The 14,505-nt window shown below is 40.2% G+C and carries 14 protein-coding genes and 5 tRNA genes; 16 read left to right on the top strand and 3 right to left on the bottom strand.

Annotated elements, in window-relative coordinates:
- Positions 1 to 83: 83 nt before the first annotated feature.
- The 5 genes from cccA (at position 84) to ABRT01_RS06335 (ending at position 4,656) form a co-directional block, all read left to right on the top strand.
- On the top strand, positions 84 to 470 hold the full coding sequence (gene cccA / locus ABRT01_RS06355; RefSeq protein ID WP_269412175.1) for a cytochrome c550: 387 nt from the start codon (positions 84 to 86) through the stop codon (positions 468 to 470).
- Between the two features lie 78 nt (positions 471 to 548).
- The gene (locus tag ABRT01_RS06350; RefSeq protein ID WP_367746593.1) at positions 549 to 1,268 is read left to right on the top strand and encodes a tRNA (adenine(22)-N(1))-methyltransferase; all 720 of its coding nucleotides are present in this window, start codon (positions 549 to 551) and stop codon (positions 1,266 to 1,268) included.
- Positions 1,249 to 2,364: a Nif3-like dinuclear metal center hexameric protein gene (locus ABRT01_RS06345; RefSeq protein WP_367746591.1), complete on the top strand. Its 1,116-nt coding sequence runs from the start codon at positions 1,249 to 1,251 to the stop codon at positions 2,362 to 2,364. The genes ABRT01_RS06350 and ABRT01_RS06345 overlap by 20 nt, the downstream gene beginning before the upstream one ends.
- 57 nt (positions 2,365 to 2,421) lie before the next feature.
- Entirely contained in the window at positions 2,422 to 3,735 is a 1,314-nt protein-coding gene (locus ABRT01_RS06340; protein ID WP_269412178.1) for a DEAD/DEAH box helicase, read from the top strand.
- Positions 3,736 to 3,762: 27 nt separating this feature from the next.
- The gene (locus tag ABRT01_RS06335; RefSeq protein ID WP_367746590.1) at positions 3,763 to 4,656 is read left to right on the top strand and encodes a deoxyribonuclease IV; all 894 of its coding nucleotides are present in this window, start codon (positions 3,763 to 3,765) and stop codon (positions 4,654 to 4,656) included.
- A 70-nt stretch (positions 4,657 to 4,726) separates the two neighbouring features.
- Here the strand turns inward: ABRT01_RS06335 and ABRT01_RS06330 are convergent, their stop codons facing one another.
- On the bottom strand, positions 4,727 to 5,011 hold the full coding sequence (locus tag ABRT01_RS06330) for a DUF2624 domain-containing protein (protein WP_367746589.1): 285 nt from the start codon (positions 5,009 to 5,011) through the stop codon (positions 4,727 to 4,729).
- 373 nt (positions 5,012 to 5,384) lie between these two features.
- Here ABRT01_RS06330 and ABRT01_RS06325 point away from each other — a divergent pair, with 373 nt between their 5' ends.
- Positions 5,385 to 5,795, top strand: a complete 411-nt coding sequence (locus ABRT01_RS06325) for a DUF4190 domain-containing protein (protein WP_269412181.1) — start codon at positions 5,385 to 5,387, stop codon at positions 5,793 to 5,795.
- A 256-nt stretch (positions 5,796 to 6,051) separates the two neighbouring features.
- On the opposite strand, the gene ABRT01_RS06320 is transcribed toward ABRT01_RS06325, so the two are convergent.
- Positions 6,052 to 6,384 carry a hypothetical protein gene (locus ABRT01_RS06320; protein ID WP_269412182.1) on the bottom strand — a complete coding sequence of 111 codons (333 nt, stop codon included), beginning with the start codon at positions 6,382 to 6,384 and terminating at the stop codon, positions 6,052 to 6,054.
- A gap of 74 nt (positions 6,385 to 6,458) precedes the next feature.
- Here ABRT01_RS06320 and ABRT01_RS06315 point away from each other — a divergent pair, with 74 nt between their 5' ends.
- The 7 genes from ABRT01_RS06315 to ABRT01_RS06285 all read left to right on the top strand — a co-directional run bounded on the left by ABRT01_RS06315 (position 6,459) and on the right by ABRT01_RS06285 (position 9,694).
- Positions 6,459 to 7,094, top strand: a complete 636-nt coding sequence (locus tag ABRT01_RS06315; RefSeq protein ID WP_269412183.1) for an NfeD family protein — start codon at positions 6,459 to 6,461, stop codon at positions 7,092 to 7,094.
- Between the two features lie 142 nt (positions 7,095 to 7,236).
- A complete protein-coding gene (locus tag ABRT01_RS06310; protein ID WP_367746588.1) occupies positions 7,237 to 8,865 on the top strand; it encodes a Na/Pi cotransporter family protein in 1,629 nt (542 codons plus the stop codon).
- A 215-nt stretch (positions 8,866 to 9,080) separates the two neighbouring features.
- Positions 9,081 to 9,155, top strand: a tRNA-Asn gene (locus ABRT01_RS06305).
- A gap of 5 nt (positions 9,156 to 9,160) precedes the next feature.
- Positions 9,161 to 9,237: transfer RNA gene (locus ABRT01_RS06300), tRNA-Met, on the top strand.
- 151 nt (positions 9,238 to 9,388) lie between these two features.
- Positions 9,389 to 9,465, top strand: a tRNA-Ile gene (locus ABRT01_RS06295).
- A gap of 11 nt (positions 9,466 to 9,476) precedes the next feature.
- Positions 9,477 to 9,569: transfer RNA gene (locus tag ABRT01_RS06290), tRNA-Ser, on the top strand.
- A 49-nt stretch (positions 9,570 to 9,618) separates the two neighbouring features.
- A tRNA-Phe gene (locus ABRT01_RS06285) sits at positions 9,619 to 9,694 on the top strand.
- A gap of 69 nt (positions 9,695 to 9,763) precedes the next feature.
- Here the strand turns inward: ABRT01_RS06285 and ABRT01_RS06280 are convergent.
- On the bottom strand, positions 9,764 to 10,015 hold the full coding sequence (locus ABRT01_RS06280) for a hypothetical protein (RefSeq protein ID WP_269412185.1): 252 nt from the start codon (positions 10,013 to 10,015) through the stop codon (positions 9,764 to 9,766).
- 205 nt (positions 10,016 to 10,220) lie between these two features.
- On the opposite strand from ABRT01_RS06280, the gene ABRT01_RS06275 reads away from it, so the two are divergent.
- The 3 genes from ABRT01_RS06275 to ABRT01_RS06265 all read left to right on the top strand — a co-directional run bounded on the left by ABRT01_RS06275 (position 10,221) and on the right by ABRT01_RS06265 (position 14,412).
- On the top strand, positions 10,221 to 10,832 hold the full coding sequence (locus tag ABRT01_RS06275) for a superoxide dismutase (protein WP_269412186.1): 612 nt from the start codon (positions 10,221 to 10,223) through the stop codon (positions 10,830 to 10,832).
- 164 nt (positions 10,833 to 10,996) lie between these two features.
- Complete coding sequence (locus ABRT01_RS06270) at positions 10,997 to 12,262, top strand: MFS transporter (protein ID WP_367746587.1); 1,266 nt, start codon at positions 10,997 to 10,999, stop codon at positions 12,260 to 12,262.
- A 71-nt stretch (positions 12,263 to 12,333) separates the two neighbouring features.
- Complete coding sequence (locus tag ABRT01_RS06265; protein ID WP_367746586.1) at positions 12,334 to 14,412, top strand: peptidoglycan D,D-transpeptidase FtsI family protein; 2,079 nt, start codon at positions 12,334 to 12,336, stop codon at positions 14,410 to 14,412.
- Positions 14,413 to 14,505: the final 93 nt, after the last annotated feature.

Raw genomic sequence — 14,505 nt, 5'->3', positions numbered from 1 at the left:
CCTTTAAACAAATGACATTTTCGAGTAAAATGAAGGTAGTCTTTGTAAAATTGAATAAGGGAATACATAAGGAGGAAAGACGGATGAAGAAGAACCCAGTCGTCCCATATGCACTTATAGCCGTAATCGGGATCGCTTTGGTAATCGTCATATCTATTGCTGGGATACATCAGCGGGACGATATACAAAAGGCGGAAGAAGGCGGGGAGACACAAGAGCAGAAAGGCGCCGAAGAAGGTGAAGGCGGCGAAACAACCGATCCGGAAGCTATTTTCAAACAAAATTGCTCATCATGCCATGGTGAAGACTTATCTGGTGGCATGGGTCCTAATCTGCAAGATATTGGTTCAAAACATTCAAAAGATGAGATTGAAGGAATCATTGAAGAAGGACCGGGTCAAATGCCACCTGGCTTAATTGAAGGTGACCAAAAGGACGCAGTGGCAGAATGGCTTGCCGAGAAAAAATAGCAATAAGACATAGTAAGAAAGCTTTCTGGCGATTTCAGAAAGCTTTCTTTATCTGTTTAGAAATAAGGTGAATTTCAAATGGAACAACTCATTACACTTTCAGATCGGCTGCAACAGGTTTCATATTTTTTACCCAAAGGTGCCATTTTTGCTGATATAGGTTCAGATCACGCTTATCTTCCATGCCATGTTTGCATGCTGGATAAAAACGCCCGGGCAATTGCTGGTGAGATTAATAAAGGTCCATATAACAGTGCAAAAAAAACCGTTAGAGCATGTCAATTAACAAATCGGGTGGATGTTCGCCTTGGAGACGGCCTGGAAATAATCACGGCTGATGAAATAAGGCAATTAGTCATTGCTGGCATGGGTGGCAAGCTAATCCGTTCTATTCTGGAAGCTGGAAAGGATAAACTAAAGCTGGTAGAACGGATTATTGCGCAGCCGAATGTGAACGCAAGAGGAGTACGGAAATGGTTAATTACAAATAATTATAATATCAAAGACGAAGCAATAGTCGAAGAAAATGGTCATTCTTATGAGATTATTGTCGCTGATATGTGTGAAAATGAGCCAACACCAGCCTGGACCGAACGCGAATTGCTATTCGGACCGATATTACTTAAAAAGCGACCAGATGCCTTTTTCAAAAAATGGAGATATGAACAAAACAAATTATCCCGTATTATTGAGCAGATGAAACGAGCGACTGTGAGAAATGAAGTGAAAATCCAATTTTTTGAGCAGGATTTACAATGGATACAGGAGGTTTTGCAAGATGGTGAAAACGATTCATAATGCAGATGTGTTTCAAGTAATGGAGCAGTGGGCACCGAAAAAACTGGCATATGATTGGGATAATGTTGGCTTACAGATTGGTAATTTTAATAAACCAGTTAAAAAGGTAATGATTACGCTGGATGTACTGGAATCCGTTGTAGATGAAGCGATTGAGAAACAGGTGGATTTGATTATCGCCCATCATCCATTACTGTTTAAACCAATGAAACAACTGAACACAGATACGGTTAAAGGACGAATTATACAAAAAATAATTCAGCATGATATTTCCGTATACGCATCCCATACGAATCTTGATGCAGCAAATGGCGGGGTTAATGACATGTTGTGTGATATAATTGGTATTGACAATAGAGATATTTTACTGGAAGGGTTTACGGAGGAATTGGTGAAGTTCAGTGTATATGTTCCACAAACTCATGCAGTTGCTGTACAAGAAGCACTTGCAGAAGCTGGAGCGGGGCATATCGGCAATTACAGCCATTGCACATTTCAGACGAATGGCCATGGTACATTTAAACCGTTGGCGGGCACTAATCCGTATATTGGGTCGGTAAACGACCTGGAAAAGGTTGAAGAAGTCAAAATAGAAACCATTGTACCAATGACTTTAATAGGCGGGGTAGTGCAAATGGTTAAAGATAAGCATCCATACGAAGAACCGGCTTATGATATTTACCCATTAAAAAATAAAGGGAAGGCGCATGGCATTGGCCGGATCGGAACACTAACCAGCGAGATGAATTTGACAGACTTCTGCGAACATCTGAAGACCGTTTTGGAGGTGCCATGTGTCCGGGTTACTGGTGATTTGACAAAACCGATTAAAACTGTTGCTGTACTTGGTGGCAGCGGGGAAAAATATATCCATGAAGCCAAAGCAAAAGGTGCTGACGCTTATATTACCGGAGATATGACCTTTCACCCAGCACAGGATGCTTGGCAAATGGGGCTGGCTGTAATTGATCCCGGACATCATGTGGAAAAAGTGATGAAACAAGCAGTAAAAACGTATTTGGAGAAACAGCTTGCACAACAAGGTATCGAAATTATCGTTTCACATGCAAATACGGAGCCATTTCGATTTATTTAAGAATCGGTTATAGACACGATAGTATACAGATGAATAAATATTAAGGGAGCACATTGCATGGAAAGAAATAACTTCAGTAAGTTTGCATTTCAACCCACACTAATGGAGGCTGTTCAACGTCTCGGGTTTTACCAGCCTACAGAAATCCAGCAACAGGTTATTCCTGCTGTTGGACAAGGCAGAAGTCTAATCGGTCAGTCACACACGGGCTCCGGTAAAACACATGCCTATTTGCTGCCATTGTTTAATCAAATAAACATGGAGCAACGGGAGGTCCAATTTGTGATCACCGCACCCACCAGGGAACTAGCCATGCAAATTCATGAGGAAACAAAAAAAATCATTCATTATGCGGACAAAGACACCCAGTGGACAGTTAAACTTCTAGTTGGGGGAACGGATCGGCAGAAGATGGCGGAAAAGTTAAAGGAACCGCCACATATTGTGATTGGAACCCCCGGGAGAATATTGGATTTGGTCAAAGCAGGGGCACTATCCTTATACACAGCCCGTTCATTTGTTATTGATGAAGCAGATTTGATGTTGGATTTGGGTTTTCTGCAAGAGGTCGATCAGCTACTGGTAAGGTGTAAAAGCGATATCCAGATATTAGCTTTTTCGGCAACGATCCCACAAAAGTTGGCACACTTTTTAAAAAAGTATTTAGAAAACCCTGTGCATATCAAATTAAATGATCAACTGTCACCGGAAACGATGGAACACCGGTTAATTGCCTTGAAACATCGTGATCCCGCTGACGTCATAATGGCGATATCCGAAGTTATTAATCCGTATCTGGCAATTATTTTTGCCAATGGAAAGGAAGCGGCAAATGATCTTGCTGCCGCATTACAGCAAAAAGGACTGGAACCCGGGTTGATACATGGGGGGTTATCGCCACGTGAGCGAAAACGGGTGTTAAAAGAGATCAAGCAGCTACGTTACCAATATATTGTAGCTACCGATTTGGCAGCGAGAGGCATCGATATCCAGGGTGTCAGTCATGTGATTAATGCCCAGTTACCAAAGGAAGAAGATTTTTACATTCACCGGGTAGGGAGAACCGCCAGAGCTGGGTTGGAAGGAACAGCAATTAGCTTGTATGATGAACAAGATACGAAATTGATTAAAAAGTTGGAGGAGAAAGGACTCGTCTTTACCTTTTACAACATAAAAAATGGCCAGTGGCAAAAGTCCAAGGCCTGGAATCAACGGAATATAAGAAAGAATACCGAGATAAACACAGAAAAAGAAGCATGGAAAAGGGTACGAAAAACAAAAAAAGTAAAACCTGGTTATAAGAAAAAGATGAAAAAACAAAAAGAACAGATTCAGCGTCAACTTAACAAAAACAGTAAACGAAAAAGATGAATTAATATGTTGGGAGAGGTGTCAATTTTGTTGAAAATAGGATCACATGTGTCGATGAGCGGGAAGAAAATGTTGTTGGGTTCGAGTGAAGAAGCTGCTTCATATGGTGCAAATGCGTTGATGATTTATACTGGAGCACCACAAAATACAAGAAGAAAACCGGTTGATGAGCTTAATATTGCAGCTGGGAAACAGCACATGGAAGAAAATGGTATTGATGATGTTGTTGTCCATGCACCGTACATCATCAATATTGGGAACACAACAAAACCGGCCACATTCGAACTGGGAGTCAACTTTTTACGGAATGAAATTGAACGGACGGAGGCTCTGGGGGCTAAACAAATTGTTCTTCACCCTGGTGCACATGTTGGAGCAGGTGCGGATGCAGGGATCGAGAAAATCATTGAAGGATTAAATGAAGTATTGGATAAAGAGCAAACCGTTCAAATTGCTCTGGAAACAATGGCTGGAAAAGGTTCGGAAATTGGCCGGACTTTTGACGAACTTGCCAGGATTTTTGACGGGGTAACACGGAATGAAAAGCTTTCCGTTTGTTTGGATACTTGTCATATTCATGATGCCGGATATGATGTCGTAAATAACTTTGACGATGTATTAGATGAATTTGACAAGATTGTTGGCATCGATCGTCTCAAAGTTATTCATATCAATGACAGCAAAAACGAACGTGGTGCCCACAAGGACCGTCATGAAAATATTGGGTTCGGTCATATTGGTTTTGATGCGTTGTGCCGGGTGATTTATCATGAACAACTTAAGGAATTACCAAAAATCCTGGAAACGCCATATGTTGGGGAAGATAAAAAGAATAAGAAACCACCATATAGATTTGAAATTAATATGATTAGAAACCGGGAATTTGATCCGGATCTAAAGGAAAAGATCATGAATCAATAATTAAAAATTTCCCGCTCGGCCTAAGCTTTTAATAAACAGGAATAACGCTGGTTTGCGTTATTCCTGTTTATTAATAAAATAATGATTCCAATCCATATGATTTTACTATTTCGTTAAATAATTTTTGCGCTTTTTTGGCAGTTTCCAGATCGGTAATCTTTGCTAATTCCTGTAACATATCGGCCCGGCCATCTGCGCTAAATGGATCAACGGTGTGTGTTTTTAAGTATTTTGTTACCGCTTTTGCCTGCTGGTTGGTAATGGAAAATCCATATTGTTTACTATACGTGTAAAGTTCCTCAGAGGTTAGTCGGGAAAGTTTTTGTAAAATAAAGTCTTTAATAAATGTAGACATCATTATACTCCTTTGCGATTGTGCTGCTTTATATTATGTTTGCCGGCCGAAAAAGTTCCCTTATAAGAGGATGTTCAAAAAGTCCGGTAAAAATGACGTGCCCCTGCAAAAGGGGTATGCCGACCTGAGCGCAGAGCCCGTTTTTAGTCGGCCTTCCTTTGAAGAAGCTCGTTGGCTTGCTTTTCCGATCCTCATGTACCTTTTATGTACACTCCGGTACTCAAAGCTACGCGCCGCCTAGAACTTCTCGGTCCTTTTGATCCTCCTTTTTGAACACGCACTAATACGTTTCCAAAAAGTAACACCATTAGATTCGGTAAGGATTCATAAACTATTGGTGCACCTCCATTACAGGAAAGTGAGGTATATGTTTATGGACGAATTCAAACGTTTGGACAGGATGGAAGACGATCTACGTGATCAGGAAGATCCTGATATGGTTGAGACTGATTTATCCGATGACGATCCATCTGTTTTTAATCCAGCACGTCAAGCGGATGATGAAGAAACAGCTGCCGAATTAACGGCTGATGATCTTGACGACACGCCGTCAAGAATCGAGACTGATGACGATGATGAAACGAATGTAAATAGTGCGTATGGCTGGGTTGCGTTGGCATTGTCAATTATATCCTTCTTCTGGATGCCGGTTATTCTAGGTGCAGCGGGAATTATTGTCGGATTTATCGCCAGAGGCCGCGGTGCAAATACACTTGGTATGACAGCAATCATTGCCGGTGCTGCTTCCATTATAATTTCACTGTTTATACTGCCATTTGTATAAACAAAAGAGGCTGACACATGTCAGCCTCTTTTGTTGCTTGCTTAGGAAATTATAAATATTAAATGCTGTGGGTAACTTTGTAATCGGATGAGCCCCGTCCGGCTCCAGCGCCCAGGGCTAGTGTGCTTCCTTCACCTTCGTACGATAAGTCAACATCGACTCCCTCTGGTCGTCGTGTTTCCTTTATCTCCTACGGTTCAGTCCAGCACATACGCCGCTAACCGGGCGCTTCCGCCTTTGTGCTAATGTTCTTCATTTACCTATTGCTGTATAATGGAAAATAATAATATTCTTCTGTTTTTATGTTGTGTGGATCGGTGTGGTTGATCAGACGAAAATCATCAAAAATTTGTTTCATATCCAGTGTTTCAAGGGAGCCGTTGACCTCTTCGGCAATGGATAGAACCGTATCTCCGGCATGGACTTTTACTTTGACTACATGAAATTTTTTTGTTGTGTTTTCTTCCATGGAAGTTTGCTGCGATACAGCCGTCGAATTAACTGCTGTACCATTTACCAAATCATGATATATACTGATAATGATTAAAATCGTAACAACAAAGATGATCCATTTTTGTAAAGCGGTCATAGTCATTCTCCTTTTTTTGAAACAAAACTTGATGATTGCCCGTATATACATAATGAAGAGGGGGAGGGGAAGAGATGGACATTTTTGCTTATAGTTGGCTAGGATTTATCATTACTGGTTTTGGTACATTATTTTTAATTGGTGAAATTTTAGTAAATATGCGAGGACTGTTTGGTCTCCTGGGAATCGGTTTTATTGTTGTGTATTTTTCTGCATACCTTGAGACAGGTTCATTTATTATCATGCTTATTATTTATTTTATAGGATTATTACTGATCATTATTGATGGTAAGCTGCTAAATGATGGAACGCTTTCAACGTTGGGGCTGGCCGGGATGTTGATTTCCGTTGCACTTGCTGCACCTGACTTAACATCTGGTTTGTATGGTGTTGCCGGGGTACTTGTCGGTGGATTTTCCTCATTATTATTTTTAAAAGTATTTAAGCGTCGGGATATGTGGTCCAAACTTACATTAAAAGACCGTTTAACTACCGAGGCTGGTTATAGTTCAATGAATAAAGATTATGAAAAACTCCTGGGACAAAAGGGGATCACCTTAAATGACCTGCGCCCGGTTGGAACGGTACGGATACTCGATAAGGATTATAGTGCTGTTTCGAATGGTCAGTGGATTTCCAAAGGGAGTTCTATACGTGTAGTAGAGGTAGACGGGACGCGAATCCTGGTGGAAAAGATAGATGAAACATAATTCTCCGTTACGGGGAATTTTTTATTTTAAGCAGTTTGAATTTGTGAAAAAGGAAAAAATCTTTACAATCTATCCTGGTATACATAATAATGATACTTAGATACCATCATATATCACTCTAATGAAGGGTAGGTTTTAGCCTTTGCAAATGGACGTACAAACCATTCTTTTTGAATTCTTTGGCGGCCTGGGGATTTTTCTTCTTGGAATTAAATACATGGGCGACGGATTACAGAAAACAGCGGGAGATCGGTTAAGAGATATTCTTGACAAAACGACGAGCAGGCCAATTTTGGGTATCATTGCTGGCATGGTTGTAACTATGTTGATTCAAAGTAGTTCAGGGACCACCGTGTTAACTGTCGGGTTGGTAAATGCCGGATTCATGACATTGAGACAGGCTATTGGTGTTATCATGGGGGCGAATATTGGTACAACCGTAACTGCATTTATTATCGGAATTGAACTGGGAGACTATGCTTTACCTATTCTTGCAATTGGATGTTTCTTGATTTTCTTCTTTTCCAATCAAAAGGTCACGGCAATCGGACAGGCTATATTTGGCTTTGGAGCACTATTTTTCGGGCTGACTCTGATGGGAAATGGGATGGCACCGTTAAGTAATTTGGAGGCATTTCATCAGCTTACGCTAAACATGAGCGAAAATCGGATCCTCGGTTTATTGGTGGGAACACTATTCACGGTAATCGTGCAAAGCTCAAGTGCCACCATCGGTATTTTGCAAGGGTTATTTGCTGAAGGAGCGATCGATTTACATGCTGCTTTACCTGTTTTATTTGGGGATAATGTAGGTACGACAATCACGGCGGTTTTAGCATCACTTGGGGCGAGTGTAGCTGCAAGAAGAGCCGCATTTATCCACGTTATCTTTAACTTGATTGGAGCTGCGATTTTTTTAACTTTTTTACCGCTTTTCACGAAGTTTGTTGAATTATTACAGGATCAATTCGATTTGAATCCGGAAATGACATTAGCGTTTGCGCATGGCAGTTTTAATATCGCCAATACATTGATTCAGTTTCCATTTATCGCTGGACTAGCCTGGTTGGTGACAAAAATAATCCCTGGTGAAGATGTAACTATTGAGTATAAACCACAACATCTGGATCCAATTTTTATCCAGCAATCATCAGCAGTTGCGTTGGATCAGGCAAAGGCTGAAATCATTCGTATGGGTGAATATGCATGTATGGGGCTGGAAGAGACGAATCAATATTTGTTTACCCGCCAACAAAAACATTCCGATTTGGCAAGACAATTGGAAGGTGCACTTAATAATCTGGATCAGAAGATAACGGATTACCTGGTTACGATAGCGTCAGGTTCATTATCGGAATTGGAAAGCGCCCGGCATACCGCATTAATGGATTTAGTTCGAGATATAGAGCGAATCGGCGACCATTTCGAAAATATTATTGAACTGATTGATTATAAAATTGCCAATAAGGTTGATTTGACCGAAGAGGCACAAACAGACTTGAATCAGATGTTTACATTAACGATACATACGGTTAAGCAGTCAATAAGTGCACTGGATCAAGTGAGTCGAGAAAAGGCGTTAATGGTTGTTGATAAAGAGGACGAAATTGATAACATGGAACGCCGCCTTCGTAAACAACATATTGTTCGAATGAATAAGGGACAATGCACTGGATCTGCCGGGATCGTATTTGTTGATATGATTAGCAATTTGGAGCGGATTGGGGACCATGCAGTGAATATCGCAGAAGAAGTTCTTGGTGGTAAATAGATAATGTTATCGGCTTTACTGGGTAGAGCTGATAACATTTTAAAATTTATTATTGAAAACCGCGAATGAACATGCTATAGTATTTATTGTTGTTGTAACAAACAACACGATCTAACAATTTTTATACATATAACATTTTAATTGACATTTCTTGTTGCAAATGGTAAGATATTATTCGTCGCTGATTAATGATGAGCTAGTGAAATGATAATTATTCCACAGTAGCTCAGTGGTAGAGCTATCGGCTGTTAACCGATCGGTCGTAGGTTCGAATCCTACCTGTGGAGCCAATGATGGCGGTGTAGCTCAGCTGGCGAGAGCGTACGGTTCATACCCGTAAGGTCGGGGGTTCGATCCCCTCCGCCGCTACCATCTTAATATGTTACATCATGCTTCTGGTGTGGTTAATGTATTAAATTGATATTTTACGTACATGGCTTAATATATAGTAGTAATCATTCTGATAAAATGTACGAGAATAATGATCGAATACAAAATTTAATTAGTTATCAACTGGAAAAAAGGACCCTTAGCTCAGCTGGTTAGAGCTATCGGCTCATAACCGATCGGTCGCAGGTTCGAATCCTGCAGGGTCCACCATTTAGACATACGGAGGTATACCCAAGTCTGGCTGAAGGGATCGGTCTTGAAAACCGACAGGCGGGTCAAACCGCGCGGGGGTTCGAATCCCTCTACCTCCTCCATACATAATAGATGCCAGAAGTTAAAGATCAGATGTCGAAAATTGAATATGGCTCGGTAGCTCAGTCGGTAGAGCAAAGGACTGAAAATCCTTGTGTCGGCGGTTCGATTCCGTCCCGAGCCACCATTTTGACAAGCAGTCGCTTGTTTTTTTATTGCAAATAGGCTTTTATACAGAATAATTGTTGGCTAATAGTCAACTAGACCACTTATCTGCTTTCATCTGATCATACGCAGCTTTAAAATTTTGGAAAGATTTCTTTCCCAATTTGTTAACATTCCCCTCAAAAAAACGATTGAAAATAATGTCTTTTGCTTCCTCTACTGTGCAATGTTGGGTATTCATGGTTAGCTTGAAATAAGAACAAAAATATTTTTGACTAAGTGTACCCGCATTTTTGATGAACATATCAATACTCCTTTTAAAATAATTATCTAGTTTTCCCATTATAGAACATACTGGGTGATGATCCAAAGATTTGCGGTTTAACAAGATGTTTCATTCTTTTTAAACCGGGTAAATAAATATTGGAGCATCATTCTGTTGAAATAAATCGTTTCATTTGCAAGTGTTATAATGCTCTGATAATCTTATAGCAAAAGGGTTGGACATAAGCTCCCTTTTTAACCATCATAAAGGAGGACGTTAAGCAATGGCAAAATTTGAATTACCAGAATTACCTTATGCATACGATGCTTTAGAACCAACAATTGACAAGGAAACAATGAACATCCACCATACGAAGCATCACAATACTTATGTTACCAAATTAAATGGAGCACTTGAAGGACATGAAGATCTTCAAGATAAATCGCTTGAAGATCTGTTGGGCAACCTTGATGCAGTGCCAGAGGATATCCGTACTGCTGTCCGTAATAATGGCGGTGGACATGCCAACCATAGTCTTTTCTGGAAAGTACTTTCTCCAAATGGCGGTGGAGAGCCTTCAGGTGAACTTGCAGAGAAAATAAATGCTAAATTTGGCAGCTTTGACAAATTTAAAGAAGCATTTGCTGATGCTGCTGCTGGACGTTTCGGATCTGGTTGGGCATGGCTTGTTGTTAAAAACGGCGACCTTGAAATTACCAGTACCCCAAATCAGGATACTCCATTGATGGATGGTGTAACACCAATTCTTGGACTTGATGTTTGGGAGCATGCATACTATCTTAAATATCAAAACAGACGCCCGGAATATATTTCAGCATTTTGGAATGTAGTAAACTGGGATCAAGTTGAAAAAAACTATAACGAAGCCAAATAAAATGCCAGAAAAAACGCGGGAGATTTTCCCGTGTTTTTTAAATGATAAAAAACTCGCCAACGGATTTTTCTAAAAACTTTTATTGGTTGCATTTCTTATTCCTTTTGCATATCTCATCTTGATTTGCTCACACTATTGGATATACAAAAGGAGAGCTTAAAACCATGAAAAGTTTGGAGAAAATAACAGGAGTAGAAGTAAATCGTGATTTAATTTTTTTGTTAATAATTGGAGGGCTTTATTCGCTGGGAATATTTCTTTCCAATACATTTGTAAATATTTATTTATGGAAGCAGTCGGGGGATTACATGACCATCGCTATTTACAACCTTGGCATTTATGTATTTCAAGCGGTTATGTTTATTATCGCTGGAAGAATAGCCAAGAAGATTGATCGTGTTATCGTGTTAAGACTAGGGGTAATTTTTTTATCTCTATTTTTTTTGACTGTTTTAATCATTGCTGAAAAGGCATCAACTTTTAATTTTTTGCTGGGCAGTCTGCTTGGAATTGGGTATGGATTTTATTGGCTCGCATACAATGTGTTGACGTTCGAGATAACAGAACCGGAAACGCGGGACTTCTTTAACGGTTTTCTTGGTGTCATGCAATCATTTGCTGGTATGGTTGGACCGGCACTGGCGGGATTCATCATCGCCAGAATGACCGATAACGTTGGATATACTACCATTTTTTCAATATCCTTTATTTTATTTATTTGTGCCGTAACCTGCAGTTTTTTCCTGAATCGCAGAAAGGCGGAAGGAAACTTTCATTTTAAACGGATCCTGGCTGAGCGGACGCAGAACAAAAACTGGGGAAAAATTTTATATGCCCATGTTTTTCAAGGACTGCGTGAAGGTATTTTTGCTTTTGTTATCTCCATTTGGGTCTTTATCGTGACAAATAGTGAACTGGCTCTCGGGATGTTCAATTTAACATTGTCAGCCCTGTCCTTTGTTTTTTACTTTATGGCGACCAAATTAATTAAACCATCGTTACGAAAAAAAGCAATTCTGCTTGGTGGAGCCATCCTTTATTTCTCCATTTATATTATTTTATTCCATATCAGCTATGCCAACTTAATTATTTATTCGGTTATGATTGGTATTGCTTATCCAATTCTCAATGTCCCATATGCATCACTTACTTATGATGTCATTGGTAAAGCGTGGAAGGCAAAAGACCTTAGAGTGGAATACATAGTTGTCCGCGAATTATTTGTCAATATTGGCCGAGTGGCTTCCCTTTTGATTTTTCTAATCGCGGTTTCTTTGTTTCCGGCCGAAAAAATTATCCCGGTTCTGCTTGTTGTTTTAGGAACAGGTCATTTATTTATTTACTTGTTTGTGAAGAATATCTATTTAGGTAGCCCGCACAAAAACCCGGTGATGATGAAAGCACAGCTTACGGATGAAAAAAATCGTTAAAACATATTAGATTTCGGGCGGAAAAATGCTATAATAGAAGGGAATGCAAAAAAGGAACCAGGGGGAGAAAAATGGGGAAAAGGAAAAAGAAAAAACGACAGCTTCCCTTTCGTTTAAATATATTATTTTTTGTGGTATTCCTTTTATTTGCAGGGTTGATTTTTCAGCTCGGGGTTGTGCAAATATTGAATGGACAAAGTTTTCAGGAAGAAATTGATCGGACCATTCAGGAAACAACAAAACAACCAGTACCACGCGGTAAAATTTATGATCGCAACCATCAGGTAATTGTGGATAATAAACCACTTTATTCGATTACATACACTCCGGCAAAAGGTGTGCAGGCCGAGGAGCGTCTGGAGGTTGCCGAAAAGCTGTCAAAGTATATTTCCATGTATGATGATGAAGATAAAAAAAAGAAATTTAAAACAATCACACTACGTGACAAAAAGGAATATTGGTATGTAAAACATGAAGAAGAAGCTGAGCAACTGCTATCAGAGGAAGAAGCTGCCGAGATGGATCCGGCCGACCAATATCAAACCATTTTGGAGCGAATCAAGAAGGAAGACGTCACTGATTTAACAGAAGACCAGCTGAAGGTCATTTTGATCAAAAAGGAACTGGATAAGGCTCAAACGTTAACACCACATATTGTGAAAAATGAAGGTGTAACCTCGGAAGAATATGCCAAGGTAGCTGAACATCTTAGTGAACTTCCTGGTATAAATGCTTCAACTGATTGGGATCGGTCATATCCCTATAAGGATACATTCAAAAGCCTGCTCGGTTCGATTACCTCCCAACAGGAAGGGATACCGGCCGATAAGGAAACTTATTATATGACACGGGGTTATACGCGTAATGACCGGGTTGGCCGAAGCGGTCTTGAAGAGCAATATGAATCACTTTTAAGAGGCCGTAAAGAGCAGGTAGAATACACAACGAATAAAGATGGGGAAGTGGTTGGCTCCAACGTCGTTGTAAAAGGTGAACGCGGAAAAGATCTTGTCTTATCGATTGATATGGAACTACAAAAGCAGGTCGATAAAATTCTGCGCGAGGAAATGGAGAAAATAATAAGCAAATACCCATATGATAACCGATTTGCCAATGATGCTTTGGCAGTGGTAATGAATCCGAAAACTGGAGAATTATTAGCAGTTTCCGGCCAGCACTATGACCGAAAAAAGGGCAAATTTAGAAATGTTGCCTACCAGGCGTTATATGACCAATATCGACCAGGGTCGGCTGTCAAAGGTGCGACGGTATTATCTGGTTACCAATCAGGTGTTATTTCCCCAGGAACCGTATTTAATGATACGCCAGTTAAAATTAAAGGTACGCCGCCAAAAAGTTCCTGGAAGACTATGGGACCCATTAATGATATTGATGCACTTAGAATGTCATCCAACGTTTATATGTTCAACATTGCCATGCGGATGGGCGGGGAATTTAATTACCAGTACAACCACTCGATTAATTTCAATCCGGCGGCATTTCAGCAAATCAGGAATTACTTTGGGGAATTTGGTCTTGGCGTTTCAACCGGTGTCGATTTTCCACATGAAGGAACCGGGTATAAGGGTACGGAACTTCAAGCCGGAAAATTGATGGACTTTGCGATTGGTCAGTTTGATACGTATACGACCCTGCAGTTGGCACAGTATGTTTCAACAATTGCCAATGATGGTCTGCGCGTTCGTCCACACTTTTTAAAGGAAGCCCGTGAACCGTCTGCAACCGATGAACAACTGGGTCCTATTTTTGACAGTGTGACAACGAATGTACTAAATCAGATAGAAATGAAACCAGAACACATCAGCCGGGTTCAAGAAGGTTTCCGCAGGGTTTATCAGTCACCAGGGGGTACCGCTTATAGTGAATTTTCCGGGAAAGATTATAATCCGGCCGGGAAAACTGGTACAGCAGAGAACGAAGTATATATAGATGGAAAAAAATACGATACGGAAAATAACTCCCTAATCGGGTATGCTCCATTTGATAATCCGGAAGTTGCGATGGCGGTTATCGTGCCGGATACAGGGGTTAGTAAAGGAGATCATGCCAATAACAAAATCGGTGAACGAATTCTGGATGCGTATTTTGATCTAAAAAAGCAAAGTGACAGCAAGGAATCAGAAGAATAAATATCGTTTTGTGTCTGCCTTATCCAATGGAAAAGAGGCTGGGACAAAACTCCAGTAAATAAAAATTAAGGCGTAGGAGCTTACACTAAAAAA

It is taken from the genome of Lentibacillus sp. L22, from assembly GCF_040812445.1.
GTDB lineage: Bacteria > Bacillota > Bacilli > Bacillales > Amphibacillaceae > Lentibacillus_C > Lentibacillus_C daqui.
Note: the sequence above shows the minus strand (reverse complement) of the source record. Positions and strands in the feature narration are given on the sequence as shown.